27 protein-coding genes are annotated in these 25,471 nt (G+C 53.2%); 11 read left to right on the forward strand and 16 right to left on the reverse strand.

From position 1 onward, the window contains the following. Nucleotides 1-7: 7 nt before the first annotated feature. The 10 genes from A3L09_RS08610 to twy1 form a co-directional block, all read right to left on the reverse strand. Nucleotides 8-2,491, reverse strand: coding sequence for a DUF2341 domain-containing protein (locus A3L09_RS08610; RefSeq protein ID WP_088858563.1), 2,484 nt, complete (start codon nt 2,489-2,491; stop codon nt 8-10). Continuing rightward, entirely contained in the window at nt 2,491-4,596 is a 2,106-nt protein-coding gene (locus A3L09_RS08615) for a hydrolase (protein ID WP_088858564.1), read from the reverse strand. Before A3L09_RS08615 ends, A3L09_RS08610 begins: the two co-directional genes overlap by 1 nt. Then, on the reverse strand, nt 4,593-6,035 hold the full coding sequence (locus A3L09_RS08620) for a hypothetical protein (RefSeq protein ID WP_088858565.1): 1,443 nt from the start codon (nt 6,033-6,035) through the stop codon (nt 4,593-4,595). The genes A3L09_RS08615 and A3L09_RS08620 overlap by 4 nt, the downstream gene beginning before the upstream one ends. Continuing rightward, complete coding sequence (locus A3L09_RS08625) at nt 6,032-6,514, reverse strand: hypothetical protein (RefSeq protein ID WP_088858566.1); 483 nt, start codon at nt 6,512-6,514, stop codon at nt 6,032-6,034. Before A3L09_RS08625 ends, A3L09_RS08620 begins: the two co-directional genes overlap by 4 nt. Continuing rightward, complete coding sequence (locus tag A3L09_RS08630) at nt 6,495-6,932, reverse strand: hypothetical protein (RefSeq protein ID WP_088858567.1); 438 nt, start codon at nt 6,930-6,932, stop codon at nt 6,495-6,497. The genes A3L09_RS08625 and A3L09_RS08630 overlap by 20 nt, the downstream gene beginning before the upstream one ends. Before the next feature lies 1 nt (nt 6,933). After that, nucleotides 6,934-7,611, reverse strand: a complete 678-nt coding sequence (locus A3L09_RS08635) for a class III signal peptide-containing protein (RefSeq protein WP_232473514.1) — start codon at nt 7,609-7,611, stop codon at nt 6,934-6,936. A gap of 42 nt (nt 7,612-7,653) precedes the next feature. Beyond that, nucleotides 7,654-8,280: a hypothetical protein gene (locus A3L09_RS08640; RefSeq protein ID WP_088858569.1), complete on the reverse strand. Its 627-nt coding sequence runs from the start codon at nt 8,278-8,280 to the stop codon at nt 7,654-7,656. Beyond that, the gene (locus tag A3L09_RS08645) at nt 8,273-9,367 is read right to left on the reverse strand and encodes an FtsZ/tubulin family protein (RefSeq protein WP_088858570.1); all 1,095 of its coding nucleotides are present in this window, start codon (nt 9,365-9,367) and stop codon (nt 8,273-8,275) included. The genes A3L09_RS08640 and A3L09_RS08645 overlap by 8 nt, the downstream gene beginning before the upstream one ends. A gap of 13 nt (nt 9,368-9,380) precedes the next feature. Next, the gene (locus tag A3L09_RS08650) at nt 9,381-11,645 is read right to left on the reverse strand and encodes a prenyltransferase/squalene oxidase repeat-containing protein (protein WP_088858571.1); all 2,265 of its coding nucleotides are present in this window, start codon (nt 11,643-11,645) and stop codon (nt 9,381-9,383) included. 99 nt (nt 11,646-11,744) lie between these two features. Then, complete coding sequence (twy1, locus tag A3L09_RS08655) at nt 11,745-12,746, reverse strand: 4-demethylwyosine synthase TYW1 (RefSeq protein WP_088858572.1); 1,002 nt, start codon at nt 12,744-12,746, stop codon at nt 11,745-11,747. A gap of 127 nt (nt 12,747-12,873) precedes the next feature. Here twy1 and A3L09_RS08660 point away from each other — a divergent pair, with 127 nt between their 5' ends. From A3L09_RS08660 to A3L09_RS08680, 5 genes are all read left to right on the forward strand, one after another. Then, a complete protein-coding gene (locus tag A3L09_RS08660) occupies nt 12,874-13,542 on the forward strand; it encodes a TIGR00703 family protein (protein ID WP_088858573.1) in 669 nt (222 codons plus the stop codon). Nucleotides 13,543-13,671: 129 nt separating this feature from the next. Continuing rightward, the gene (locus tag A3L09_RS08665; protein ID WP_088859039.1) at nt 13,672-14,961 is read left to right on the forward strand and encodes a glycerate kinase type-2 family protein; all 1,290 of its coding nucleotides are present in this window, start codon (nt 13,672-13,674) and stop codon (nt 14,959-14,961) included. Nucleotides 14,962-14,992: 31 nt separating this feature from the next. After that, nucleotides 14,993-15,625: a diacylglycerol/polyprenol kinase family protein gene (locus A3L09_RS08670; protein ID WP_088858574.1), complete on the forward strand. Its 633-nt coding sequence runs from the start codon at nt 14,993-14,995 to the stop codon at nt 15,623-15,625. Nucleotides 15,626-15,841: 216 nt separating this feature from the next. After that, nucleotides 15,842-16,489: a M48 family metallopeptidase gene (locus tag A3L09_RS08675; RefSeq protein WP_088858575.1), complete on the forward strand. Its 648-nt coding sequence runs from the start codon at nt 15,842-15,844 to the stop codon at nt 16,487-16,489. Further along, a complete protein-coding gene (locus tag A3L09_RS08680; protein ID WP_088858576.1) occupies nt 16,486-16,875 on the forward strand; it encodes an NfeD family protein in 390 nt (129 codons plus the stop codon). Before A3L09_RS08675 ends, A3L09_RS08680 begins: the two co-directional genes overlap by 4 nt. Here the strand turns inward: A3L09_RS08680 and A3L09_RS08685 are convergent. Continuing rightward, complete coding sequence (locus A3L09_RS08685) at nt 16,835-17,281, reverse strand: hypothetical protein (RefSeq protein WP_232473516.1); 447 nt, start codon at nt 17,279-17,281, stop codon at nt 16,835-16,837. The two genes, A3L09_RS08680 and A3L09_RS08685, sit on opposite strands and share 41 nt — an antisense overlap. Nucleotides 17,282-17,340: 59 nt before the next feature. Between A3L09_RS08685 and A3L09_RS08690 the strand changes: the two genes are divergently transcribed. Continuing rightward, nucleotides 17,341-17,769, forward strand: coding sequence for a CoA-binding protein (locus tag A3L09_RS08690; protein WP_088858577.1), 429 nt, complete (start codon nt 17,341-17,343; stop codon nt 17,767-17,769). Here the strand turns inward: A3L09_RS08690 and A3L09_RS08695 are convergent. The 3 genes from A3L09_RS08695 to A3L09_RS08705 are packed head-to-tail and all read right to left on the reverse strand — an operon-like array spanning nt 17,759 to nt 19,512. Beyond that, nucleotides 17,759-18,184 carry a PIN domain-containing protein gene (locus tag A3L09_RS08695; protein WP_088858578.1) on the reverse strand — a complete coding sequence of 142 codons (426 nt, stop codon included), beginning with the start codon at nt 18,182-18,184 and terminating at the stop codon, nt 17,759-17,761. The genes A3L09_RS08690 and A3L09_RS08695 overlap by 11 nt on opposite strands. Continuing rightward, nucleotides 18,156-18,371, reverse strand: coding sequence for a hypothetical protein (locus A3L09_RS08700; protein WP_088858579.1), 216 nt, complete (start codon nt 18,369-18,371; stop codon nt 18,156-18,158). Before A3L09_RS08700 ends, A3L09_RS08695 begins: the two co-directional genes overlap by 29 nt. A 40-nt stretch (nt 18,372-18,411) precedes the next feature. Beyond that, the gene (locus A3L09_RS08705; RefSeq protein ID WP_088858580.1) at nt 18,412-19,512 is read right to left on the reverse strand and encodes a TRM11 family SAM-dependent methyltransferase; all 1,101 of its coding nucleotides are present in this window, start codon (nt 19,510-19,512) and stop codon (nt 18,412-18,414) included. Nucleotides 19,513-19,592: 80 nt separating this feature from the next. Here A3L09_RS08705 and A3L09_RS08710 point away from each other — a divergent pair, with 80 nt between their 5' ends. Genes A3L09_RS08710 through A3L09_RS08725 form a run of 4 tightly spaced genes read left to right on the forward strand, consistent with a single transcriptional unit; the run spans nt 19,593 to nt 22,024 of the window. Then, nucleotides 19,593-20,888: a prenyltransferase gene (locus A3L09_RS08710; protein WP_232473517.1), complete on the forward strand. Its 1,296-nt coding sequence runs from the start codon at nt 19,593-19,595 to the stop codon at nt 20,886-20,888. After that, nucleotides 20,863-21,156 carry a hypothetical protein gene (locus A3L09_RS08715; RefSeq protein WP_088858582.1) on the forward strand — a complete coding sequence of 98 codons (294 nt, stop codon included), beginning with the start codon at nt 20,863-20,865 and terminating at the stop codon, nt 21,154-21,156. Before A3L09_RS08710 ends, A3L09_RS08715 begins: the two co-directional genes overlap by 26 nt. 39 nt (nt 21,157-21,195) lie before the next feature. Beyond that, nucleotides 21,196-21,621 carry a secondary thiamine-phosphate synthase enzyme YjbQ gene (locus tag A3L09_RS08720; RefSeq protein WP_088858583.1) on the forward strand — a complete coding sequence of 142 codons (426 nt, stop codon included), beginning with the start codon at nt 21,196-21,198 and terminating at the stop codon, nt 21,619-21,621. Between the two features lie 40 nt (nt 21,622-21,661). After that, nucleotides 21,662-22,024: an immunoglobulin-like domain-containing protein gene (locus A3L09_RS08725; protein WP_088858584.1), complete on the forward strand. Its 363-nt coding sequence runs from the start codon at nt 21,662-21,664 to the stop codon at nt 22,022-22,024. Here the strand turns inward: A3L09_RS08725 and A3L09_RS08730 are convergent. Further along, a complete protein-coding gene (locus A3L09_RS08730; RefSeq protein WP_088858585.1) occupies nt 22,014-23,930 on the reverse strand; it encodes a helicase C-terminal domain-containing protein in 1,917 nt (638 codons plus the stop codon). The genes A3L09_RS08725 and A3L09_RS08730 overlap by 11 nt on opposite strands. 88 nt (nt 23,931-24,018) lie before the next feature. Here A3L09_RS08730 and A3L09_RS08735 point away from each other — a divergent pair, with 88 nt between their 5' ends. Continuing rightward, nucleotides 24,019-24,321, forward strand: coding sequence for a hypothetical protein (locus A3L09_RS08735; RefSeq protein WP_088858586.1), 303 nt, complete (start codon nt 24,019-24,021; stop codon nt 24,319-24,321). Nucleotides 24,322-24,368: 47 nt separating this feature from the next. On the opposite strand, the gene A3L09_RS08740 is transcribed toward A3L09_RS08735, so the two are convergent. Continuing rightward, nucleotides 24,369-25,415 (reverse strand): M42 family metallopeptidase, encoded by a 1,047-nt coding sequence (locus tag A3L09_RS08740; protein WP_088859041.1) that lies wholly within the window; start codon nt 25,413-25,415, stop codon nt 24,369-24,371. Nucleotides 25,416-25,471: the final 56 nt, after the last annotated feature.

The raw sequence follows: 25,471 nt of genomic DNA on the forward strand, positions 1-25,471 counted from the left end.
TTTCACCTCATCCACAGCTGTATCCATAGAGGAGCTGACACGCTCCCTGGGTTCCAAGGACTTCCTTGGCAGTAGTTGGATCAAGGAAGAAGGGGATGTTCTCAAGGTTTCCGAGGGATGGTGAGTTGCCGTAGGAGATTCCCCAGACGCGATATCCATCTGGGACAACAGCGTGTTTGAAATAGCCAGGAAGGAAGTAATAATCCGCACTGCTTATGTTCTTAAGGGAGAAGCCCAGGGTATTCATGAGGCTAAAGAGCTTGCTGTCATAAGTGGGGTAGGGTATCATAAAGCTCACAAGGCCGATGGGGTAATAGCCGTTCGGAGGTTTGTAGTTCATCTCGTCCTGCATCTCCCGAGCGGCGAGTACATACTTGTCATGGTTGCCATGGCTCCCCTCAAGGCGCTCGAAGAAGGACCAGCCGTCTTCAATAGCAAAGTAGCGATCGTCGCGAAGGCAGTTGAGGAGGGGCTGGAGGTCGTAAACAGCCCCTGCTACAGCTGGTTGGGAAGAGGAAGTTACGGGCTTCTCATCAACCTCTGATGAAGATATAGAAATGCCACTAAAATACGTTGTATCCTCCAGTTTCTCCCCGTTAACGTCCGGATATTTGCGGATAAAAACAAAATCATATACTCCCTCGTTGCCACTATTATCGTTATCGTTTACCAGGTACAAGTATCTTAAGGATGGGGGGTCTATTAATCTGTCATAACTATCATGATTAGCCCGCCCATCAGTGATGTCTACAAACTTTGCATCATATATTTTGGTATTGTAATCGTACCATGCGCCAGTATCCCTCATGTATGCTTCATACACATGGTAGTCCGTTGGCTTACCCCCCCTATCGACGTTAGCCGTTGTGTAATCACTGCCCCACCAGCTGTCCTCATCCACTACTAATGTGTTCTCCTGATCCTTCGTATCATCCACAAAGCGCACGACCCAATAGGCGTTGGGAGACGAATCCGTACTGTCCTCCACTTCAATACCACTGTCCCAATCTTTATTGTTAGAAGACGATGTACCTCTCATTCTGAACCTCACTGCATATGAGCCATCATAATTCAAGTCCCGCGTCCGGATGGCCTCTATACTGTTCCCTCCACTAATCGTCAGCTCTCCGTTGCTCTCCGTGGGAGCCTGCTCCACCTGCACCCACTTATCGTCCCACACTCCATCCTCAAAGTCATCAAAGAAAACGAAAACTTGATCCCCATCACCTTTTGTTGGTGTTCCATCTCCGAAGTATAGAGAGTAGATTTTCCGCCCCCTATTTGGTATGGTGTCCCTTATCCAGATCAGGGCCTTCTTGCTGGCCGGATCCCAGTACTCTATCCAGAAGGGAACCGGATTGCAGTTTGAATCGTAAATGGCAATAGCCGCCTCCTTCCTGAACACGTCCGACTCCGAGCTAGTCTGAGTATTAGAGAATAGAGAATCAAGTACCTGGGCCGTAAAGTCCTTGTCAGCAGATATTAAAAGGGGTATCTGGTAGTCATCTAAGTTGACACCAACTTGATTCTGGACCGTCAGGTTAATCCTGTAATCCAAAGAAGAACACCAATTCGAGCCCCCTGTCCCACCCCCTCCGGAACCTCCATTTTCAAATACCATAACGCCAATGTCACTGTTGTTTAAAACAACGGCGTCCGTCGTTATTCTCACACCGTTTACAGTAAGATTGGTGATGTAGTCATTATCGGAGTCCCAGATGTGGGTGGAGTTGTACTGCAGTTCCGTTCCGAACTCACCCACCACAACGCCGCTTCCGCTTCCGGTTCCATTGGCAACGGTTATCGGAGGGTTAAACTCGGGGAAAGCATATTCACAGGCCCTTATGGAGCGGTGATATCTTCCTCCGGTCATTGCAGAGTAGAAGGGATCCTCAAGCTCCCTTATGTCCACGGTGGAGTAGACGTAGTCCCCCGTTGAAGGGATGGAGCCCTTGTAAACAACCATGCCGGAGGTATCTTCTATAGTCACATTGGGTATCCTGGCTTTGATAACTATTGTGAATGCATCAAGGGGAGCCACAGTGATCTCGGTCTCGGAAGCAAGCTCGTCCACGGAGGGGGCAATTGTGTAACCCTGTTTTTTCAGGATTTTCGTTACGTTGGAGAGCCATACCCTAAGGGTCTGCTTTGCCATGACCCTTTCAGTATCGTACCCGCTAGTGGCACTGGAGTGCCCTTCGCGGATCAGATCTACTATAGTCTCGTTTGCCATCTTTTGTGTAATGAAATTTCCCGTCGTGGAGACGTAGTCGACGACGGCCACCACAGCCCTCTTTCCAGAAAGCTCCATTGCCTTCTGGAACTCAAGGTTCAGGAAGGTTACAACATCATACGTCCTCTCGACCTGAGCCCTCTCACTCTGGGACTGGACTATAAGGGATGAAACATCCTCGTAAGTCGCCAAGAGGAGCAGGAGCGGAACTATGAGAACTATAACAGAGGAGTTCAGGAGAAAGCCCCTACGCTTCATCAGTCCTCCCTCCATACGCGGAGTGTTATTTGGATAGGCTGGAAGAGGCCGGGAATGTTGCCCATTGAAGCGAAGTCAATGTTCACACTCTTCGGAAGCTCTATGAGGATGGGAGAAGTCAATGTACCATTCCCCCCAAGGTTGTTGAAAAGGCGGATTATAGCGTCATCCACCGCGTATTTGGTTCTGTTCTGGAGAAGCTCGTCTGTGGTAACATCACAGTAAGGCTCATCGCCAGCTAGTATATGATGCGGATTTGAATCTCCCTGCCAGTAGTAGGTTATGTTATACCCCTTACAACCTGGATGAATGAAGTAGGGGAAGACGTCGCCGTAGCCTGCGTAGGCCTGTATCGCGTAAGTAAGCTCACCGTTCCCGTTCCTGGGTTCTAAGTAATAACCATTCCCTAAGCTAACGCTGATGATATTAGTCCCTTCGGCAATCGCATTCTTGAGGGGCTGGTAGTACGCATCATAGGTATCCTTTGTATAACCAATCCTAGCAAGGGCGTAAATGAATGGACTGGGCCCTGTCCCATCTGATTCATAATCATGAATGTAAGTGGGGGATATAACGTCATTGTCTACTGTTATCCTTTGGTACGGATTGGATCCAGTGTAATACAACCACGGAAACTGGAATGTAACCCAAAGGGGAATAACTCCAGAGGGAACGTCAAACGAAACCGAAAAGCTTTGGGTAAATCCCTGATCTGGAAGTGCAATGGGCTCGGTGATATCAACCGTGTACTGTGAAAGAACTATCGGCACTGAATAATCGGCCTCAATGAATGACTGCTCCCCTATGAGATGGATTTTGGGGGAGTAGTCGGTATCCTCATCTCCAACAGTCGCAATAACGGTGGTATACCTGCTGGAAATCTGCTTGTAATTGTAACCATGAGCTGATAGGGTTGATGATATCGTGGAGTTGTCCCAATAGCAGGTTTTTATTGCCGTATCATGATCATAAGTGCATGACGTAGGGTCAACCGGGATGGACCTATCAAACAAAAAGCTCAGCTGAATAGGATCATCCTCACTTACGTTTCCGGCTGAAATCTGAATGTTGAGTGAATGGAGATCCCCAGGCACGAAGAAGTATTTCCATGCGGTTATCCCGTAGCTTGCGGATACATCCTCCCAGTAGAACCTGCGGGGGAACTTCAGTGTCGACGGTACGGAAGTAGTGTACCTTATCCTGATATACTGGGCGCCATCTTCTCCTCCATCGTATCCGCTTTTATACACCCTTACCTCGAAGACGTTTCTCTGGCCGGGAACAAAATACGTCTTTAATGCACTCTCAACACCTGACTGATCACTCACCATCAGATTGTTATGAACGTTCCCGCTCCATATCCAGTGCCCGTTTAGGTAAACATCATAATGAGAGTCTACCCAAGCTGGCTCCAAAAACCATTCTATTTCCTCTACGTTGGCATCTGAGGGGAGTGCATTGGCGGGCACTATATACCTAACCGTGACGGGATAATCGCTGTTGGGGGTGCTGGCATATACGTATCCCCCTCTGATTGTATAGGTATTTTCCTTGCTCCCAATCTTCGTCAGATACGCCCTTGCCATGTAGCCCCTCGGCGTCTGGTTATAGGCGTAGCCGCTCATCACGAGGGTGGCAGGGGAAACATCTGGGGCCTTCGAGTAGTTGCCGCCGACTCTCCTCAGATAGGGACTTGTGTAGTCGTTGATGAGCATCTCATAGTTGTAGCCGGAAAGAGTCTGATTGAGAATATAGCCGAGTATCACCTCCGCTTTGTGACGGAGATCCTTCTTCGGGTAGATGGGCTCCGTCGCCCAGTACGTCGCCACTATATCTAGAGGGTTCATGTTGGGATCAACGAGATCCAGATCGAGGGTTCCATCCTTCTCCCACTGTTCAACGACATCCCCAGGAACTATCTGGTTTAGGGGGACGGTTCTCAGCATCATTAAAGTATCCTGGGCAACGTACTTCGACTGCGACCTGAGGTAAGTGGAGTAAACTTGATTCTCAGAGGTTATGGCAGCTATGCTGGTCACAAACAATGTTACCAGCAGGAGGGCAAGCATCGCATCCAGTGTGAACACAAAGCCCCTCCTCTTCATGAGTCATCCCACACCCAGAGCTTTATTATGGCCGCGTCCAGCTTTGGTCCCAATGCCCATTTAAGATCGGGCACTAGTTCAATCCCCACAGAACTCCTGTCCCATCCGTTTAGGGAATAAAGCCACACTCCAACCGTATCGCCGATTTTAGGATCTCCTAGAATTTTATTAAGCGGAATAGAGACGGATGTAACGTTACCGGAGTAATAAGCGGTCTTGTTGTCGTATACGAGCACCGCTTTAACGTCCTCCCCGCTGGCCTCTTTGTAAACCATTAGCCCCCTCTCCGCCGCTCCAGATATCACAACGAATGACACGTTACCTGGGACGTCCGGAACTGAAACCTTCAGATAAGCACCCGCAGGAGGAGAATTCCTTAGGGCGCCATAGATCATGGGGATACTCTGTGATGGGGGGGCTGAAAGGTTGTACTCAAACCTTTCAACTGTGACTATCCTTCTTTCGACCTCTACCCAGGGGGAGCGGTTCATAGAAGCATTTATCACGCTTTGATCCGCTATCACGGTCCTATTTATGACGGCAAAAACATAAGTTGGTTCCCCAAGGGATTCAAACACCGGAGCAGAGGTGTAGTTTCCTGTCAGCTTGGGAACACCGCTATCTGCAGCAAAAACTGTTACGACAACGTTTCCTTTTCCAGAGAATTTGAATGTGTAGGGACAGCTTCCACCCCCAAAGTTGATCTGGAAGTTGCTAACCTCTGGACCGGTTATATAAATATCAACAAGAGCCCCGCTCGGAATTGTGTATGTCTCAGTATACTGGCCTCTAGTGGCTGTGAGAGTAACATCCTCCGCCAGAATAAACTTTACCCTATCCCCATCCTGGAGGACAATGTTGTTCCCAGTTTTTAGAGAACATATGTCTTCGTTGATGTATGAACTTCCCCCACGGATTATTTCAACGTAGCTTACTGTAAATGGATTGTTCCCGTTTCCGCTGGATATCTCAAAGTTTATCCCCGGAGGGTTTCCTTTGGGATTTGAAAATGTCACATTATCAATATACACCCTAGGGAACCTTCCCTCAATTCCCACGTTGTACCTTGAGACGAACGTTTCAACCATGAAATCCTTATCATTGGAAAGGTTGGCAAGTTTTCCCGCCAGTTCAGTTACCGAAGAATTGAGCGCCATAAGCTTCCTGTAGTTGAGAGCGTAGATTTTATCCGAGCTCCTTAACCCCACAGTCTCAACACTACCCGGATCGTTCTCCCAGTCCTCGGGCTCCCCCGGGCTCTTCGTTAAAACGTCAAGCATGTTCTCGGCTATGTTGGCACGCTCGTACCAGCCGAGCATCGAGGTTATCTCACCCTTGAGCGCCGCGGACGTGTTCAAGACCGCGGCAAAGACGAATATCATGACTATCAAAGAGAGCATCGCATCTAGCGACAAAAGCTGCCCGCGTCTCGCCTTCATCCTCTCACCGCCTCAACGGTTATGCTCACGCTCTTCTTTCCATAATGAAGATTCCCACCGGACTCGGAGAATCCTCCCCTCACCTTCAAGGTCTCGGTTATGAAGTTCTCGACAGCGTCCTTCACATCAGACGAGGAAACCGCATTGGAGTGATAAACAACGACGACCTTGAGGGATACCTGAGTGTCTGTGGACGACGTTATTCCCACCCCAGAAACCTGACACTGGAGACTGCTGTAGTTGGCGGCCTCGATAATGCCGTTCAGGGGGGCGTTGACGTTGTCCTCAATGACGACCCCTGTGTTGAGGTACGTGCAGGCATTGTCGGCGGCGTTCCTTACATGCATCAGGATTGCCGTGTCGGTGTCTCCGTTAAGGTATTCCGGGACAATGAGGACTAGGGCGGTGAAGATGACGCCCATCAGGAAGAGCACCTCAAGGGCAGTCTGACCCCGTCCTTTACTTCTTGAGTTCAACATTTATCCGCCCCCCGGATTCCCCGGCCGTCACGTTGAAGGTGGAATCACCCGGGCCGAGGGTTACCGAACTCGTTGAGTGAATAGGGACCGGAAGCCTCTGGTAGACCCTGAGGGTTTTACCCCCTACAGCCGCAACCACCTCAACCCTTCCAGAGGTGGAGTTTAGAGTCACGTTGATGCTCTCCCCACTCTCAAGCTTGAGGGGAACCCGTTTCACCACGGTGTAACCCGGCCCTATAGAGTAGACCTTGGCCACGGTGTCCCTCAGGTCAACTGCGAACACCTTAAGCTTCGCGGCAGTATCGAACGTCTCGGCGTTGGCCCTCTCACCGGAGGCAACTGAGATTATCCCAGTGACCGTTATGAGTATAAGGACGAACGCTATCATGAAATCAAAGGTTATCTGACCCCTTCTCATGTCACTCACCGGGGCTGATGTTTATCCTCAGCTCGCCCTTGGCAGAATTGAAGGTCCAGCTGTCGGGGCTGTCAGGGTTCCATTCAACTACTATCTTCAGTGTCACAGGGAGGTTTGTGGGATCTATCTCCAGACCGTAAACAGTGCTTGAACCAAGGGAGACGCTCCCTCTGGGCGACCATACTGACTGGTTGCCGTAAAGAATGGCCTGATACATCGATCTGCTCCACAGCACGTTCTTGTCTCCCCCACTGAGGACAAGGTTAAAACCTGTGCCTGTGACCGTTATATAAGTCCCGTTGCCAGAGGGCCCTCCCGGAAGCTGTCCATAGGTTATGAACACCTTCGGATTCTTAACGTTCCATACCTTCTCCAAGTACGCGGGATCTCTCAAATACGACAGCCTGATGTACGTGGTTGCCTTTGACCCAGGGCCCTGCGAGTAGACCTGATTTATTGTGTTTGAGATTGCATTGGCCAGGTTCTTCTCCTCCAGTGCGATTTGAACCCTTAGGGTATCAGCCGAGACTGTCCCCTGATCAAACGTTGTGTTTTTCACAGAGTAGACTAGCAGGACGAGCATTAACGCGAAGACGAACATGAATTCCAGGGAGACCTGACCCCTCTTTCCCATAAGCCTCACTCTATCTCTGGCTATATTCCCAGACCTATTTAACACTTACCTTTCCAGAGAACCCTCCGATCTCCATAGGCGTCCAGATCAGTTCTCGTTTTTTAGGGGCTCAGCTACAGCAAAAACCTCCCTACCGATCTGGAGCCTGCGAATTCCAAAGTAGTCGTCGTTGAACACCTTAAACCGATACCTATCAGGGTCTAGGGGGTATTTGGCCAGCAAAACCCTCATCTCATCAATGAAGAACTGGGTCAGCTGGTGGTATATCAGATCACTCCTCTCCCTGGCCCTGTCAAGTACCCATGCGATAAAAGGCAAAAGGGCAAGGCCCGGAAGGAGGAGGTACCAAGATACCAGCACCGCCGCAAGAAGGGAGATCCCCAAGATGACAGAGATCAACGAGACGAGGAAGTACTTGGCCTTCCTGATATCCTTTAGCTCCTCAACTTTAGCCTCCCAGATGTCGAGGAGTTGAGGGTTGTAGAAATCGAAGGCGGTGTGTCTCTTCCCCTTCCGTATCCTCTCGCGGATTAAGGCATCCCAATCGTCCTGGTAGTAGACCAGAAAGCCTTTCTTTCTGGCCCTCTCCGCGTCTATAGAGGAGATTATCCTCCTTATGTCCTCCGCGCTCTCGTGGGCTATGTGCGAGTAGACTTCTTTCTCATCCAGCTCGAGGGCCACTTCGACCGAGTCCCTGATAACGTCGTCACCCATCCACCTCACCCGGGTAGATGTCGTCGAAGTCTGGGAGACCCTCTAAAAGCTCCTTCTTCTTGCTCTCAGCTTCCGCTTTGGCCCTCATAAATGAGCTGGCGTATTCCTTCGCAGTCCTTATTATGCCCTCTATGCTCTCGCTGTCGTAGATGCCGCTGAGTAACGTAACCACCTCAACCTCCCTCGTTCTTGGATCCGGGTAAAATCCCCTGAATATCTGCTTGCCCTTTATCCTATCCGTCAGCTCATCCAGCGCCTCAAAGATGTCCTTGGCCTTAAGCACCTCAGGGGGACCGTGGATTGCAACGAGACCGTATAAGGCGGACTCAACGTTGGCCTCAAGGTAGAGGCCCTCGCTCTCGAAGGATTTAACTATGAGCTTTGAGAGGCTCTTGATCTGATCGGCGCGGGCCTTCGCGTATCCAACCGTGGCGAAGCTCCCAAAAGCTTTGAGCACGAACTTGAGGTCGCTGGCATCCAGGGTCTGCTCCCCGGGGATGTCTATCAGGGCCAGCAGGGAGGCGATGCGCTCGACTATCGTGTAGTTTATCCGCTCGTAGGCCTGGCTTATATCTAGGTCGCCCTCCTTGAGCTTGTTGTTGTCGATGGCTATTATCGAGTCAGCGACCTTTGATAGCTTGTCTATCGTTATCGCCGCGTTTATGGTGGGCCTTATCCCCTCCTCCTTCAGCGGGAGTGCCCCGATGGCCACGACGAGGGAATCGGGGTACTCCTCCTTGAGGGCCTCTGCCAGAAGGGGCGTTCCCCCGGCACCGGTTCCGCCGCCGAAGCCGAAGGTGAGGAAGAATATGTCAACGTCTTCGTAGCCGACCATCGAGTTTATCTTCCTCATAACCATGGGAAGGTCGCGCCTCATGGCTTCTCTTCCGAGGACGGGATTGGCGTTGACCCCTTTCCCCCCCGTCAGGCTCTCTCCGATGAGTATCCTCCTGTCCGAGGGAATATGTTTTAGGTACTCAAGATCCCCCCTGGAAGTGTTTATCGCGAGGGCTTCAAAATCGACGAGGGAGAAGAGGTCGGCTATCTTCGTTCCGCACTGGCCGACCCCTATGATTATAGCCCGCACCAACTATCACCTCTCATCCTACTGTCTCGGCAGTGACCTCGTTGAGCTGAACCTTCCCATCGCCATTCCTATCCTCGAAGTGAACGACAACCGCGTTCCCCTGCATGTACCTTACATATCCGATGTCAAAGATCAGCCTTGCTATGTCCGCCGCTGAGTCGTCGTAGACCACGAAGAGAACAACTCCCCTCGCCGTCCTGCCAGGGATTAGAAGAACAGTGTTCTCTCTCGGATAAGTGAAGTCGTTGATGATCACGTTATCACCGGCGACACTGAGGGATACGCGGCGGTTGTACCTAGAGACGTCGATATCGCCGTAGCCCACCAAGGCTATCGAGTTAACGGAATCGATAAGGGACAGGGGCCCGAGGCTGAATTTGGAACCGAAGTCCTCTTCAAGGTAGGCCATAACGGCCTTTGCATCGCCGATCCTCCTCTCGGGAACGGTAATGGCGAAGGAGGAAGTTTCAAGAGCGTTCCTGACGTCTGAAAGATCCACCATGGGGGCCCGCTCGTACTTGGAGAGGAAGATGATCGCCGAGGCAGTCTCGATGGTATCGTTGGCTATGGCTCCCGAATCCCTCATCCCCCTAACGAATTCCAGGGTCTCCTCAGTGTAATCCAAACCGTGTTTAGACAGGAAGAGAGTGGCCTCAACGGTCAGATCGACTCTGGGCTTCCCCTTCATCCCCGTGCCGTTGAAGTCGGAGTATTCCACCATGTAAGGCCATCCTCCACCTGACCTCTGGGAGACGAGCCAGTTTATATGCGGCCTAAGTTCGTCTTCGGAGGCTATGGGTTCCAGGGCCTTGAGAACCGTCAGGGTGTCGAGGACGTTGAGGTCGAACATGAAGGGATAGATCCCGACCTGGTAGTAAAGGCCCCATCCAGTCGAGCTTATTGAGATAAGCCACTCCTTGGCGGCCTTGATGTCCGGATCAGAGGGTTCAACTCCAAGGGCCAGGAGGGCGCTTATGGCCATGGCTGTCTCCGCGGGCTGGGGACCCAAGCCCTTTATCCCCCACTTTCCTTTCTCCATCTCAACGGACTTTATGACCTGAACCGCGTGCTTTTTCTCACCCTCGCTCAGGCGGTCGAAGTGGAGGAGAGTCATCAGGGAATAGTAGTAGCCGACCGTCAGTCTGCTCTCGTTGAGAACGAGGATCTCATCGTCCTTAAACCTCCCCTCAGTCCAGTTAAGCGCCTTTTCTACGACGTCTGGAGCTGGGTAGCAGGCCTCAACGGCAAGGAGAGCGTAGTAAGTGGCCTCTTCGTTTGAAGGCGAACCCGCGTAAACTCCCCATCCACCATCCGGGTTCTGGTACGAAATAAGCTCGTCGCACGGTATTTCCTCGGAACCTGTGGGGGCACTTTCTATAGAAGGAACAAGCTGTGAGACTGCAAGGAGAGCATATGCCGTGGGGGTTACCGTGTCGGTTATCGAGATTGGATACTCCGGCGTGTCGGCCCAGAAGACCATGTTTCCGCCGACGTGCTTTATCCTGTCGAGCTCCGCTATCTGAGCTACGACCTCAAAAGTGGGCTCAGAGTAGAGGGTGAGTGCGTAGGTGAGAATCGCCCTCTGGGTTGGAGAGAGCTCGTCATTCTCAAGGATTCCCATTAACTCCCCCACAGTGAAGTTCTCAACTGGAACACCCAGGAACTTGAAGGCTATCAGCTTGAGGCCGAGGGCGGTCTTATCATCGACGTATCTAGGCAGGTCATCGAGAACAGAAAGGGCACTTGAGACATCTGGATCGGTGGCGTTAAAACCGCTCTCCCCCAAAGCCCACAGGACCACAACCGTTGGATAGAACATCGGGGAAGTTCCGGAGACATAGCCCCACGCCTTGCCGGTGAGAGAGGAGCGAATAAAATCAACGGCCTTTTCTCTGGCATCTTTGACTTTAAAGAAGTCGTCTGTGTTCTCAAAATAGCGCTCAGACTCGGAGAGGGCGATAAGCGCGTAGGAGGTGTCGAGAACGTTGCTGACGCTTCCGGGGAAGTAACCCCATCCACCGTCAGGGTTCTGGTAGGAGATCAGATCCCTAGTTAGATCCCTTATTTTTGGGGTCAGATCGTCCCTGACCTTACCGTTTGCCTCAGAAAGAGCTACTATGGTCAGGCTTATATGCCTTATCTGCCCGCTGCTTTCCCCAAACCTCCTCAGAAAGCCCGCTGAGCCGTCCGTTATCGGAACGGCAACTGCAAGGGGGACGAGCATGATCATCCAGAGCAGGATTACAACGGTGATCCTTAACGCGGACGCTTTCCTCATAGCCCACACCTCTAAATCGCTAATCGGTGCCGGAATAAATAAAGTTTTCCACGGGGGTGTGAAGAGAGCAAGAAAAAGAGAGGGAGATCGTCGTGGGGATCAGAACTTCACAAAGCGGCCGTTCAGACCGCGTCCGTTGGGGTCAACGTCGTCCCTCATGAGGAGGACTACCCTGCTCGGCTCATACTCGTCCTCGAGGTGATATCCTGGCAGGTACTTCAGGAGCTCCTCGGCGAAGGCCTTGATCTCCTCATGCCTGGGCATGTTGTTGATGGTGAGCCTGTTCCTCGAGAAGCCCACGAACATGTAGGCTTTGGCCTCGACGAACATCGGGTTGGCGAGCTTTATCAGCTTCGCGTAGCCCTCGGGGTTGCTCATGTTCTCGCCCTTGACCAGCGTCATCCTGATAACGGTCCTCGTCTGGGCGTCGTTCATCAGCCTGAGCGTCTCCTTGATCCTCTCCCAGCCGTCGGGTATCATTGGGACATTTACCCTGTTGTAGGTCTCTATGTCTGGAGCCGTCAGCGAGACGTAGAGCTGGGTCGGGAGCTTGTCTTCCTTCTTCATCTCCTCGAGCCTCTCCGGGACGGTGCCGTTTGTGACTATGAAGGTGGTGAAACCCCTCTTGTGGAACTCCTCAACGAGATCGCCCATATACGGGTAGAGCATCGGTTCGCCGGACAGGCTTATTGCCGCATGCCTCGGATTCCACGCCTCCTCAAACTTCTTCATGTTTATATTGGGCATCCCCTTGTAGCCGACAAGGAGCTTCCTCTGGGCTTTTATGCTCTCCTCGACGATGAAGGCGGGGTCGTCCCAGGGCTGGGGCAGTTCCGTGCCTAGGAAGCCCTCCATGGGCCTCCAGCAGAAGATACAGTTGTGGGTGCACCATGCTGTAACCGGCGTCATCTGAAGGCAGCGGTGGGAGTGTATTCCATAGAACTTCTGCTTGTAGCAGAAGCGGTCGTGCTTTATGCTCTCCTTGAGCCAGTGACAGAGCTTGACGGAGCTGTGCCTGCCCACGAGGGCATAGTGCTGCTTCCTGAAGAGGTTAGCAATCTCCTCCGGCATGTTCGGGTTGGATACGAAGGTTATCGCCATTAGCCTCACCTAACGCGTCTCTCTATGGGTGGTCTAATCAACGCTTTAAAAACCTGATTGGACAATCGTGTTCTCCATTATGAAAACCTTTAAAAGCCTTAGATTTTATTAACCTATGGTGATGAAAATGCTCGAGGGATACTACATCGTCGAGAACACTGGTGTTGTTCCAGCCGAGAGGAGGTTTAAGTTCAAGGACCTCAAGGCCTGGGGCTACGACCTCCACCTCGGAACCATTGACGGAAAGGAGGCTTACTTCGTCTCTGAGACAGGAACCAGGGAAGAGGGAGAAACCTACACCGAAGGCGGGAAAGAGTATCACATCACGGAGACGCAGAAGGCCCTTCCAAAGAACTCAAAACTGCTCGCAAGGATAATAATTGAGAGGGGACAGCCATACCTGGAGTTCTGGCTGGAGACAGAGGAGGGAACGTATCCCTTGGCAAAAGAGGATCCAAGGCTGGTTCTCCACCGCTTCTGGACCGAGAAGAAGTTCAAGCAGCTTGACAAATACGTTGTGAGCGTGGGCCTAACAACTGACTTCTACAAGAGCAAAATCCTGGATGCGAGCGTTCCACTCCCATACGAGGAGTATCCGCCCAAAGTTAGACGCGTCCTCAGGGAGGTCAGGGACTTCCACAGGGACCTAACTGATTTCGGAAGGTTCATCTTCCAGTACTTTGGAGAGGTTAAGAAGGAGTCCAGCTACCGCCTCTGGTGGCTCCTGCCGACGATACACCTCTTCGACGTCGAGGTCTCCAACGAGGCCGACAAGATTCTGGCCATGCTAGACTGAGGGGTTACCCCCCATACTTTTTTGTTATGCCATCAGGCGCAGAAAGCATCGCAACACATTTATGAGAATCCCTTTCTTTCTGTATGGCGGGTGTGTGCGGTGAATCCCCGGGAAGTTGCAGTGGAACTGATGAACACCGCCCTGGAAGCGGCCGATCCCTACGAGGCAGTTAAACGCTCGCTCTCCTTCGATGGGAAAGACTTGGTTGTGAAAGGGCAACGTTTCGGGGCTAGAGGTAGGATTTACCTTCTAGCTTTCGGTAAGGCCGCCTGCGCTATGGCAAATGCCGTTGCCGACGTTCTCGTGGAGAGGATCGAGGAGGGAGTCGTAGTCACAAAGTATGGCTACGCTGAGAACTGCCCACCAAACCCACGAATCAAAGTTATTGAAGCCGGCCACCCAATCCCCGATGAAAACTCCCTCCTCGGTGGGAAGCTCGGTCTTGAGCTGGCCCGACGAGTCGGACCCAGTGATGTTCTTCTCGTTCTCATCTCCGGCGGCGGTTCAGCTCTCTTCCTCCTCCCGGAAGACGGAATAAGCCTTGAGGACAAGATCAAAACGAACGAGCTCCTTTTGAAGAGTGGGGCAAGGATCTACGAGATAAACACCGTCAGGAAGCACATCTCTGCAGTCAAAGGGGGTAAGCTGGCCAAGAAGGTAAAGGGAACGGTAATAAGCCTAATCCTTTCCGATGTTGTCGGCGACCCGCTCGAGGCAATCGCTTCCGGCCCGACCGTTAAAGACCCCACCACTTTCCAGGACGCCTACAGGATTTTGGAGCTCTACAACGTCTGGGAGAAGCTCCCTGAGAGCGTTAGGAGGCACATAGAACGTGGATTAAATGGAGAAGCAGAGGAGACGCTTAAGGAGGATTTACCGAACGTACGCAACTTCATAGTCGGGAGTGGGACGATAGCGTGTGAGGCGGCCAAGAAGAAAGCTGAGGAACTTGGATTCAATGCGGTGATATTGACCACCACCCTCGAGGGCGAGGCGAGAGAGGCTGCCCTGACCATAGGTTCCATAGTTCGGGAGGTGGCGGAGCACGACAGACCCCTGAGAAAGCCCGCCGTTCTGATAGCCGGCGGCGAGTGGACGGTTACGATAACGGGCAAAGCCGGTCTCGGCGGCCCGAACCAGGAGTTCGCTTTAAGCATAGCACGGAAGATAGCGGGTCTGAACGCGGTGGTTCTGGCGGTGGACACAGACGGAACCGACGGGCCCACGGACGCCGCCGGTGGAATCGTGGACGGGAAAACTCTTGAAAGACTGGAGAAAGCAGGGATAGACGTTGAAGAAGCCCTTAAGATACACGATGCGTATTATGCCCTCGAAAAGGTTGGGGCGCTTCTCAAGACGGGTCCAACCGGAACGAACGTCAACTCTCTGGTGATAGCCGTTATTCCGAAGGGACTATAAAACAGAGTGCCCAACTATCTTGGGTGGAATCATGAACCGGATTCCGCGGAAGGAGCTGATCAGAAAAGCCTGGCACGTCTCTCCCGGCATACTCGGGCCGCCCATAGTTCTTTTCACTCCCAGATGGGTTACCCTTATAGTCGTCTGGTCTCTGGCTTTTCTCTACACTCTCCAGCATTTGAAACTCAAGCGCGGCTGGTCTTTTACCGTCCCCGTTGCGGGGATGAGCTACGAGATGATGGTGAGGGAGAGTGAGGCTGACAACTACCTCGGCAGCTTCCTTTTCTGGGTGACCCTGGGAATAATCTGCACGGTTTTCCCGAAGCTCCCCATGCTGGCGGCCCTATGGGTCTCGACCCTCGGCGACTGCTGCAACGCCATAGCGGGGATGAGCATCGGCGGCCCAAAACTTCCCTGGAACCCGAAGAAGACCATCGTAGGGAGCACCACTATGTTCATAACTTCGCTCTTCGCTATATGGCTGGCCCACGCGGTTCTGGGCTCGAAAGTGGATTGGGTCATCGCAGTGCTTGTGGCACTCGTTGCTGCCCTCTTGGAGAGCCTGCCGGTAAATTCCGCCTACGACGAGTTTACGGTGCCCTTTGGAACCGCGTTGCTTCTCTGGCTGGCGTATAGGGGGCCATTGCTATCCCCAACCTGGTGATTACAGCCCTACGAATTCCCCGGTTTCTTTAGCCATTCCACCTCGTCAGAAACTTGGCGTAGCAGTAGGAGCAGGCGAAGGCGCAGCCGACGTATTAGTTCATACTCCAGTCAAACCCCCGGAATCCCCGACCGGGTGTACAGGCTCTTCGTCTTCCTCCTGATGACCCGAACCTTCATAAGGGCCTTTCGTCGATTCTCCTTAAAAGGTGGTACCATGAACCTGAGGGTTCGCAGGAGGCCCGTAAAGTACGCGCGCATCGAGGTTAAACCCACAGGTGAGGTTGTCATCACGGCCCCGGAGGGCTTCGACGTTGATGCTATGGTGGAGAGGCACAGGGGCTGGCTTGAGGCCAAGCTGGAGGAGATGGAAGGCCTGCGTGAGCTGGCTGAGTCCGGTTTTCCCATCAACGGCGAGTTCTACCAAGTTATTCAGGGCAGGAAGGCCAAGGTTCACGAGAGGTTTAAGACGGTGTTTCTGTCCCCCAGCAGGGGGGAGGTTCTCTCGTGCCTCAAGAGACTCCTCCGCAAGGAGCTCCTGTCCCTCGTGGATAAGTATGCCCCAGAAATGGGTGTTGAGCCCGGGACGATCTACATCCGCCACCAGAAGAGCAGATGGGGGAGCTGTTCGCCGAGGGGTAACCTGAACTTCAACGTTCGCCTTGTGTCAATCCCGCCCGACCTCAGGGAATACGTGGTCGTCCACGAGCTGGCGCATCTCAAACACATGAACCACTCGAAGGCCTTTTGGGAGCTGGTTGGTCGGTTCTACCCAGACTACAGAAGGGCTAGGAAGGAGCTCAAGAAGTGGTGGAGCATACTCGAACTCAACCCCTACTGGCGGTGGCTGAGGGAGCGGGGATGAAGCTTGGAAGAATAGCCAGGCTCCTCCTGCTATCGGCGGATGAAGCGGCCGTTGGTCTGTTCCTCCTCTTAATACTGCCCTCACTGGGAGTCAGGGTTCCTCCAGCAGTGACCATCTCCCTTCTGGCGTTTCTGGTCTTTAAGGACATCCTCATAGCACCATACGTCCTGAGGGGAGGGCTTGAGAAAAGGCCTGAGGTTGGGCCGGAGACCTTTCTCGGACGGGAGGCTGTAGCCATGGAGGATCTAACCCCTGAAGGCACCGTAAGGATAGGAAATGAACTCTGGAGAGGCCTCTGCTTGAACGGAAACGTTAGGAGGGGAGAAAAAGTCAGGGTTGCTGGCTTCAGGGGAAACCTCCTACTACTGGAACGCCCAGAGTCCTGAGAGTTTTGGCCAGCTCCCCTGGCCGGTTCGTCGTGAATGAGACGCTCCAGCCCCTGGTTCTTTCAACGAGGACGCAGGCCTTCCCAGGATAGGTGTAGTGTATCATGCCGCTGCAGCTCATCCAGCCCTTCGAAATCCTGACGAGCTTTATCTCGTCGAGCCGGATCGTCTTTCTGCCTAGAAGGCCGAGGGCGCTTCTGATTTTCAGCTTTTCCTCATCGATCTCAATCCTAAGCTGCATCATGTCAAGAACTATCACCATAACCGGAAGGAAGATAACGAGGAGGGGTGTCACGTCTTCGCCCGTTAGGTATGAGGCTCCTATTCCTAGGGCCATTGAAATGAACGCAGGGAGCATTATGAGGAGCATCTTCCAGCTCATAACGGTCTCGGAGTAGATGGGCATCACCTCAAAGTTTTCCGCTATCCATTTAAAGCCATTTTCCAAGTTAATCCGGTGGTAAAATGATACGAACAATGCCAGCGGACGGGCTGAGCGATGAAGAGGTTAAGGGAATCCTGACGAGGCACAGAAAGATTGCCCTTGTGGGTGCCTCTCCAAAGCCAGAGCGCGACGCCAACGAAGTCATGCGCTATCTCCTTGAGCACGGCTACGAGGTCTACCCCGTCAACCCGCGCTATGAGGAAGTCCTTGGGAGGAAGTGCTATCCGAGCGTACTTGATATCCCTGATGAGGTCGAAATCGTTGACCTCTTCGTTAGACCAGAGTTCACTATGGACTACGTTGAGCAGGCGATAAAGAAGGGCGCGAAGGTGGTCTGGTTTCAGTTTGGAACCTTCAACGAGGAGGCCTTCAGGAAGGCAAAGGATGCCGGTTTAACGGCGGTTGCTCACCGCTGTATAAAGCAGGAGCACGCAAGGCTTATCGGATGATTCCAAGGAGCCCTAGAACTTCTTTGGTGTTCAGCACCTCTATCTCTTCTATCTCATTTAATCTCTTGTCGTTGCTCCACAGGGGAGCCTTCACCTTGAGGGCCAGTGCCACAAAGTCGGCATCGTCTTTGTCGGGAGTTATTTTGAGTGCGAGGGGTATGAACTCGGCGTAGAAGCCTTCGTTTACGAATATAATATGCTCTCTGAGAACGGATAGTATCTCCTCGAACTCTTTCTCCCCTATCTTAGCCTTTTTCATGATTTCATCCCTATGCTCGCGAAGCTCTTCCAGCGCAAACTCTGGACTTATAAGTCTCCCAGATAGCAGGAACACCAGCTCTCTAGTTGTCGTTGATTTCCCAAAGAAAGAGAAGAGCACGTTTGTGTTAACCACGAGAAGAATATCTTCTCTCAAGGTACTCGCCCCGTCCCGTTTTTGCTTTCCGTCCGAGTTCTACTGCCTCCTCCTCTGAGAGCTCGGAGTTATTGAGCATCTCGTTGAGCCGCGCGAGGGTCTTCAACCTCTCCAAGATAGTCTCTGCTATCAGGCCCGCCAGCTTTTCGTCCACATTCGGGGGCACCTTGACCACTATGTCTCCCACGTTATCACCGCTCCAACTACGGCGTTCCGCTTATAACAGTTTATCCCCGGTACCCCAGCACGTGAATGTCTCTAACTAAGCGGTGCCTCTCCTCGTAGTCTAGGTATTTCCCAAGGACTTCGAAGCCGAGATTCCCGAGCCACTTCCTTTCCTTCCTGTATATCCCACCGCCGCTCAGCTTGTAGGCTGGAAAGACGAAGACAACTTTTCCGTTTCTTTTCAGCACATCCGCAAAGCTCTCGAAGACGGAGTAATAGAAGCGATCGAGCTCGTTGGCCAGCTTTATCGCCTCTCCCCTGCTCGGATGTCTCTTGAGCGGCTTTCCTAGGTATGGCTCTGTGACTATGGCATCAAAGCGTTTCCTGAAGCAGCGCTTCAGCTTCCTTGCATCGCAGACCTCAAGATGGGCCGAGTTTTTCAAGTGGAACTCCTTCCTGAGCCAGGCAAGGTTCTTCTTTGCCGCTTTGATCTGCCCTTTGTCGCGGTCGCTCCCGTAAGCCGAAAGCCCCTGCAGGACGAACTCCTGGACAACCGTGCCGATGCCGCAGAACGGGTCGAGAAAGGCCCCTTTTCTGACCTCCGTCAGGTTAACCATTATCCTCGCGAGCCTAGGGGGTATTGAGAGGATTGGCTTTTGAACCGGCCTCTCGACGTCGAGCTTCTTCAGCTCGAAGGGGTCAGTCACCTTAACCGTCTCGCCGACGAGGAAGCTCCCGTCTTCCCTAAAGAGGAAGACAAAGTCCTTAACATCCGGAAAACCCTTTAGAATAAGCTCCGCCGGCATCGCGTAGGTCTTTGCCGGCTTGAAGAACTTTGCTGGCCCTTCCTCCCTGAACTCCCTCTTTATCTCGCTCCCGAGCTTCCTCCACAGCTTCCAGTCGCTCCTCCCGTAGAGGCTGACTGTGAAGAGCCTGGAGTATTCCAGTTCTTTTATCGCTTCCTCTCCTTCGCCGATGATTTTGACGAGCTTCAGAGAACCTCCGAGCCAGTGGAAGTAGCGGTTCACATCAGCCTTCGACTCAAAGAGTAGCCAGTTTCGATATTCATCGGTTATCCTAACTTTAAGATCAAATCTGCGGGCGAAACTGTAAAACTCCGCCCTGCTGAGTGAAGGATTCTTTCCAAAGATTACTGCGTACATGGAAAAAGCTTTACTCGGCCTTTTAAAAGCATTTGGGCCGATAACGTTAAGAACCTTAGTTTCGGAAACTTATTACGGGGGTGCTTTCATTGCTAACCTCTGAAATAATCGACACCGTTGAAGTCATACGCGATCCTTACCTGCGGGCGACGACGTACGCTAAAATCGGGGAGCGGCTCGCAAGGGTGAAGGACGCGAAGTTCAAGCTCGTTTTTCTAAAGGCCATCGAGACGGCCAAGGAGATTGAAGACCCCGTTAAGATGTTCCGGGCTCTTCTATCAATAGGGTATTCGATGAAAAAGGCCAACCTCCGTTCGGCCAAAAAGATCTACCAGCGCGTTATGGAAGACTCCAGGGAGCTCCCCGGCCCCGTGAGGGATGATCTCATGGCCCTAGCGGCCCGCTACATGCTCGGACTCGGGGAGATAAGCGAGGCGGTAATCTACGCCATGGAGATCAAGAACCCCGAGCTCAGGGACACTGTCCTGCTCCAGATAATAAGGAGAAACACCTCACTGATAGGGACCGAGAGGGTCAGAGTGGCGTACAGGATAAGAAAGAGCAAGATGGCCCTTGAACACATCTCAACCGAGCCCTTCCGCTCAAAGGCCCTGATCGAGATAATGAAATCCTACTTCCTCATGGGCAGCTATGAGAACGGGATAGCAACAGTGAGCCAGATAGCCCAGATGGAATGGGCCAAGTACGCCTTCAAGGAGGCCCTGTTTTTCCTCAAGGAGCACGGGGTCATAGAAAAGTACGTTGCAAACCTCAAGTCACTCGCGAGAGAGCTGGTGGAGAAGTTCGGGGACGATTTCAAGATAGAGCTCGGCGTTGCCTTTGCCCTGGCTGGAGAGCCGGTGGAGGCCGCGGATTTGGTGAGAAAGCTCGGTGGAAAGGAAGCGCTGACTGAAGTGGCGCTTAAACTCCTGGAGATAGCCCCGAGGTACCTGCCCCCATTCATCCGCGCCCTGAACGAGATCGAAGCCACTGAAGTGGGCAAAGCCATCCTCAACAGGTTCCTTGAGAAGCCCTCGGAGGGGGACTGGGAGACAGTCAGGGCCATATGGGAGCGCTCAAGGAGCGAGGAGCTGAAGGTGAAGATAGCCCGCTACACCCTCGTGAAGGGAGACCTGGACGGGGCAATGAGGATCGCCGATACAATAACGGACGAGAAGTTGCGCTCCATAGTGCTAGCCGACATCTCCCACAGGCTCCTCAAGATGGGGGACGTCTCCAGGGCCATAGACGTTGCCATGGAGGTTAGGGATCCGAAGTTCTCATCCATACTGATAGCGGAGATCCTGATAGGGGCCCTAGACAGGGAGATAGAGGCCAAGGTGGTCGTCAATGGAAAGGCTAAGAACCATGCTTAAGCGGAAGAGGAAGGGTGATCCCCTCGACTACGTCCGCGACCTTTCTCTGGCCATCCTTCAAGGGAGGGTGATCGGGGACGAAGTGCTCTTCCACGACGCGGTAAACGAGATATACGGCACCCTGAAGGGGGCACTGTTCAGAGGGGATGAACACAGGGAAGAACTGATCCGGGCATACGAGCTGGCGGTAATACTCAAGTACCTCGTCCACGACGGCGTTAAAACATCGAGGGAGATACTCGAGGAGCTAGTCAAAACCCTAGAATGAGTTTTTAAGGGTTTCTTCCTAATTCTTTCGGTGGTGGTCGTGCTCTTCAGCTTTGAGGTTCCAACACGGGAGAGGTTTCAGGTCGTTGACATCACGGACGAGGTGCAGAGAGCGGTCTGGAAAGGGAAGCTCAAACACGGGATAGCGGTTGTCTTCACCCGACACACCACAACGGGTCTTATGATTAACGAACCAGAAAGCGGCCTTCTAGAGGACTTCAAAGAGAAAATGAAGGAGCTGATTCCAAAGGGGGTCGGCTACAAACACGACAGGATAGACCACAACGCCCACTCCCACCTCAGGGCGGGGCTGTTCCTGAACACGGAACTCGTCATTCCAGTGGACGAGGGGGAGCTCCTCCTCGGAACCTGGCAGAGGATACTCTTCGTTGAACTCGACGGCCCGAGGCACAGAAGGGTCTCAGTGATGCTCTGCCCCTGCAGGGAGTACCCAGAGGAAGAGTGAGGGCGAAAAGCTTATCATGTGAAACGCAGAGCACCTTCAGATGAGGGTAGTAAAGGTTCCCGGCAATGAAAGGATCGGGGTTGTCCCATACGGATCCGTTCCAGAGGTCGAGCTGGACATAGAGATCGTGCCCAAGAAGGGGGAGCTGATAGTTCGGGTTACCAACCCCAACACGGTGAAGGTCGAGACGACCAACGAGATCGAGCTCTACGAGAAGAGCACTGGGTTCTGGAGGAAGCTCGATCCGGGGATAGTCTTCATAGAGCGCAGGATAGTGCTGGTACCCGGGGAAACCTACGAGCAGAGGCTTCCCGTGGATCTGGAGCCCGGGAGGTACAGGCTGGTGAAGTTCGCCTACGTCGGGGGGGCGAAGGTAAAGGTTGAGAAGGAGTTCAGGGTTTAGTCCAGAACCTCCTCAGATAGAGCCTCATCCTGGCTAGATCCACTGGCTTCATCTCCTCTGTAATCCAGTCCGGGAGATCCTTTTTCACGTTCCTCCAGAGGACGCGGTAGTCAAGGATTATTATGCTTCCCCTCTCCTCCGCTGAACGGTGAACCCTTCCAGCCGCCTGGACGAGCTTCCTGTGGGCGGGGAGGTAGTAGCCGTAGTATCGTCCTTTTCCAGGGAACTTCTTCTCAAAGTACCTTATCTGAGCCTCAATTCTGGGTGTGGGCCTCGCGTAGGGCAGACCGACCAAAACAACCCCGTTCATCTCGTCCCCGGAGTAGTCCTGTCCCTCGCTGTTCCTGCCCCCCATCACGCCGAGTAAAACCGCCCCGTTGGCCCTCGCGTGGGCCTTGAACTGGGCAACGAGAAGGTCGTTCTCCTTAGAGGAAGATCCCTGCTTTTCGATGAAGACCGCCTTACCGGTCTCCTCAAGCCTCACCTGGAGGTTGGCGGAGAGCAATCCTTGGAGAACCTCATATGAGGCAGTAAAAACTCCAACGTTCCTGGGGATAAACTTAACGGCCTCGACTATGTAGTCCGACATCCTCCGATAGGTATCCATCGACCTCTCATCTCCCCTCGTGGAGACGTCCCTGGCAACGAGGACGAGGGCGTTTTCCCTCTTCACCATCCTGGGGAACTTCTTCAGGCGAGAGTTCTCGATCCCCATAACGTCCCTGAAGGCTTCGAGCGGAGTCAGGGTTCCGGACATGAAAACCGCGCTCTGGACGTCTTTAACAAAGCTCAAGGCCCTTGAGGGATCCAACGCCACAAGTTCAAGGCTTAAGCCGCCGCTCCTGCTCATGAGGAAGAGATAGTCGTCCCTCCCGATGAGCGAGAGCCAGAGGAGGAGGAACTCACCAACCCTGCCTATGTAGGAGCGCGGGGGCTTCCCCTTCTCTATCCTGTCCTCCCTTATCGAATCTCCAACAGAAACCATCTCGTTCAGGGTCTTTACAAGCCAGCGGGTATCGAAGCCGAGGACATCGATCACGTGCGCGAAGACGAGCTCCGGCTGAACCGGGGCCTCCTCCACGTTTCTCTCGGACAGCTTCTCCTGGAAGAGGATCTCCAGACCGCGGCCCAGGATGCTGAGGAAGTTGGCTATCTCGTGCTCCCTGTACTCGTCAGCTTCTTTTATCGCCCTGTTGATGGTGTGGATGCTCATCCTGTCGCTCAAAGCTGAGATGGCCTGGTCAGGGAGGTTGTGGGCCTCGTCGAAGATTACTATCAGATCCGAGTAGTCGAGGTCGAGGTAGGTCAGAAAGTTCTCCCTGATAGAGGGGTTGAGCATGTAGAGGTAGCTCGCCACGATCACGTCAGCCTTGTGGGCAACGAGCCTAGTGACGTCGTAGGGGCATATCTCAAGCGTCTCCGCGTAGCTGAGGATCTCAGCCGGGTGGCTGGGACTTTCAAGGAAAAAGTGCGTGAGCTCGTCGAGCTCGGCCTTTTTCTTCTTCTCGTTCTCGTAAAACTGGCACTTGCCCGCTTTCCTCAGGTTCTTGCAGACGACCATCGCGGTATAGGCGTCGCTCGTGTACTCGCGCAGGTAGTTGTGGAGGCAGAGCTCCTTCCTGCTCCTCATCTCAACGCCCGAAACCGGGGTTTTCTTCCTTATCTCCTTCAGCTCCTCGACAACCCTGTCCATCTGCCTGTGGGTTCTGGCTAGATAGAGAACCTTGTAGCCCATCTCCTTGGCATAGGGGAGAACGCCCGCGAGGACGCTTATCGTCTTTCCAAAGCCGGTCGGGGCTTCTATAATGACGTTCTCCCCGCTGGTGACGGCTTCCTGGACCAGCTCTATGAACTCAGCCTGGTGGGGTCTCGGTGATTTGTAGGGAAAGTATTCCAGATTCGCCATGGTCTCTCCAGATGGGTTGGGGGGCAGGCTTTTAATTTTTCCCCGCTAAAGTTTTTAAGAGGGAGACCCACTCACTACGGCGATAAAGATGGACGAGGACAGGGCGCTGAAGATCATCGAATACGGCATCGAGGCCCTTTTGATAGGCTGGTTCACGTACCTCTTCGCTTACCAGAACTACCTCCTCTACAGGTGGCACAGGGGGCTCCCGCTTCCCTCAAAGTTTCCGTCCCTCCTACTCGGGATAGCGGCGGGTGCGGGATTCCTGGCGTATGAACTGTGGAAGATGAAGAAAACCCCCTCACAATCGCAGGCACCCGTGGAAAAACCCTCTCCAGAGGCAGCAGGAGAAACCGATGAAACTCAAGACCACAACAATCCAGGAGAATGATAGAGTCAGGTGCTGTTCTGGACGTCATAAAGAAATGAAGGAAAGGTTCAGATCTCCAGCTCCCCAATGTGCTCGAGAACCTTTACAGTCAGCTCAACGCTCGCGTCAACGTCCCTCTCGTCAACGACCTCAGTGTTCGAGTGGATGTAGCGCGCCGGAATGCTTATACCTCCGCTCGGGACGCCGCTCTTGTTGAGGTGAATGGCTCCTGCATCGGTTCCTCCCCCTGTGAGGATGTCCCACTGGTAGGGAATCTCGTACTTCTTGGCAAGCTCCTCCATCCAGCGGACTATCTTTGGATGGCAGATGACCGAGCGGTCCATGATCTTGATGGCGGTACCCTTACCAAGCTGGGTTATCTGCTTGTGCTCCGGCGTTCCCGGAACGTCGGCAGCGATGGTAACGTCGAGGGCAAAGCCGTAGTCGGGATCAATGCCAAACGCGGAAACCCTTGCACCGCGGAGGCCAACCTCCTCCTGGACGGTGGCGACGAAGTAGACGTCGGCGTCGGTCTCGCCCAGCTTCCTAGCTGCTTCGGCGAGGATGTAAACCGCTATCCTGTCGTCGTGGGCTATGCTGAGGAGCCTGTGCTTCCCGAGCCTCTCGAGCCTTCCGTCCCAGGTAATAACGGTGCCGATCTTGACGCCCATTTCCTCAGCCTCTTCCTTGCTCTCGGCGCCGATGTCGATGAAGACCTGATCCCATGTTGGGGCCTTGGTCCTCTCCTCGGGCTTCTGGATGTGGGGGGGAACGCTTCCGCCGACACCGTAGATGTACTCATTCGGCCCGATCCAAACCTTGAAGCGCTGGGCTATCAGTGTTCTCGGGTCAACGCCGCCGACTGGGGCAACGCGGAGGAAGCCGTTCTTCTCTATGTGGGTGACCATGAGGCCGATCTGGTCCATATGGCCCGCGAGCATTACCTTTGGTCCAGACCCCTTCTTGTGGGCTATGACGTTGCCCAGCTTGTCAACCTTTATCTCGTCAACGTAGGGCTTGAAAGCTTCAATTACAACGTCCCTAACGCCAAGGAACTCATACCCGGAAACACCGGGGGCCTCAACGATCTTTTTGAGGAGTTCGTAGTCGACCATGGGGATCGCCTCCATTTAGATTTCCATCTGAATGTGGTGCGCGAGATATTTAAGGT

Source organism: Thermococcus profundus, assembly GCF_002214585.1.
Lineage (GTDB): Archaea > Methanobacteriota_B > Thermococci > Thermococcales > Thermococcaceae > Thermococcus > Thermococcus profundus.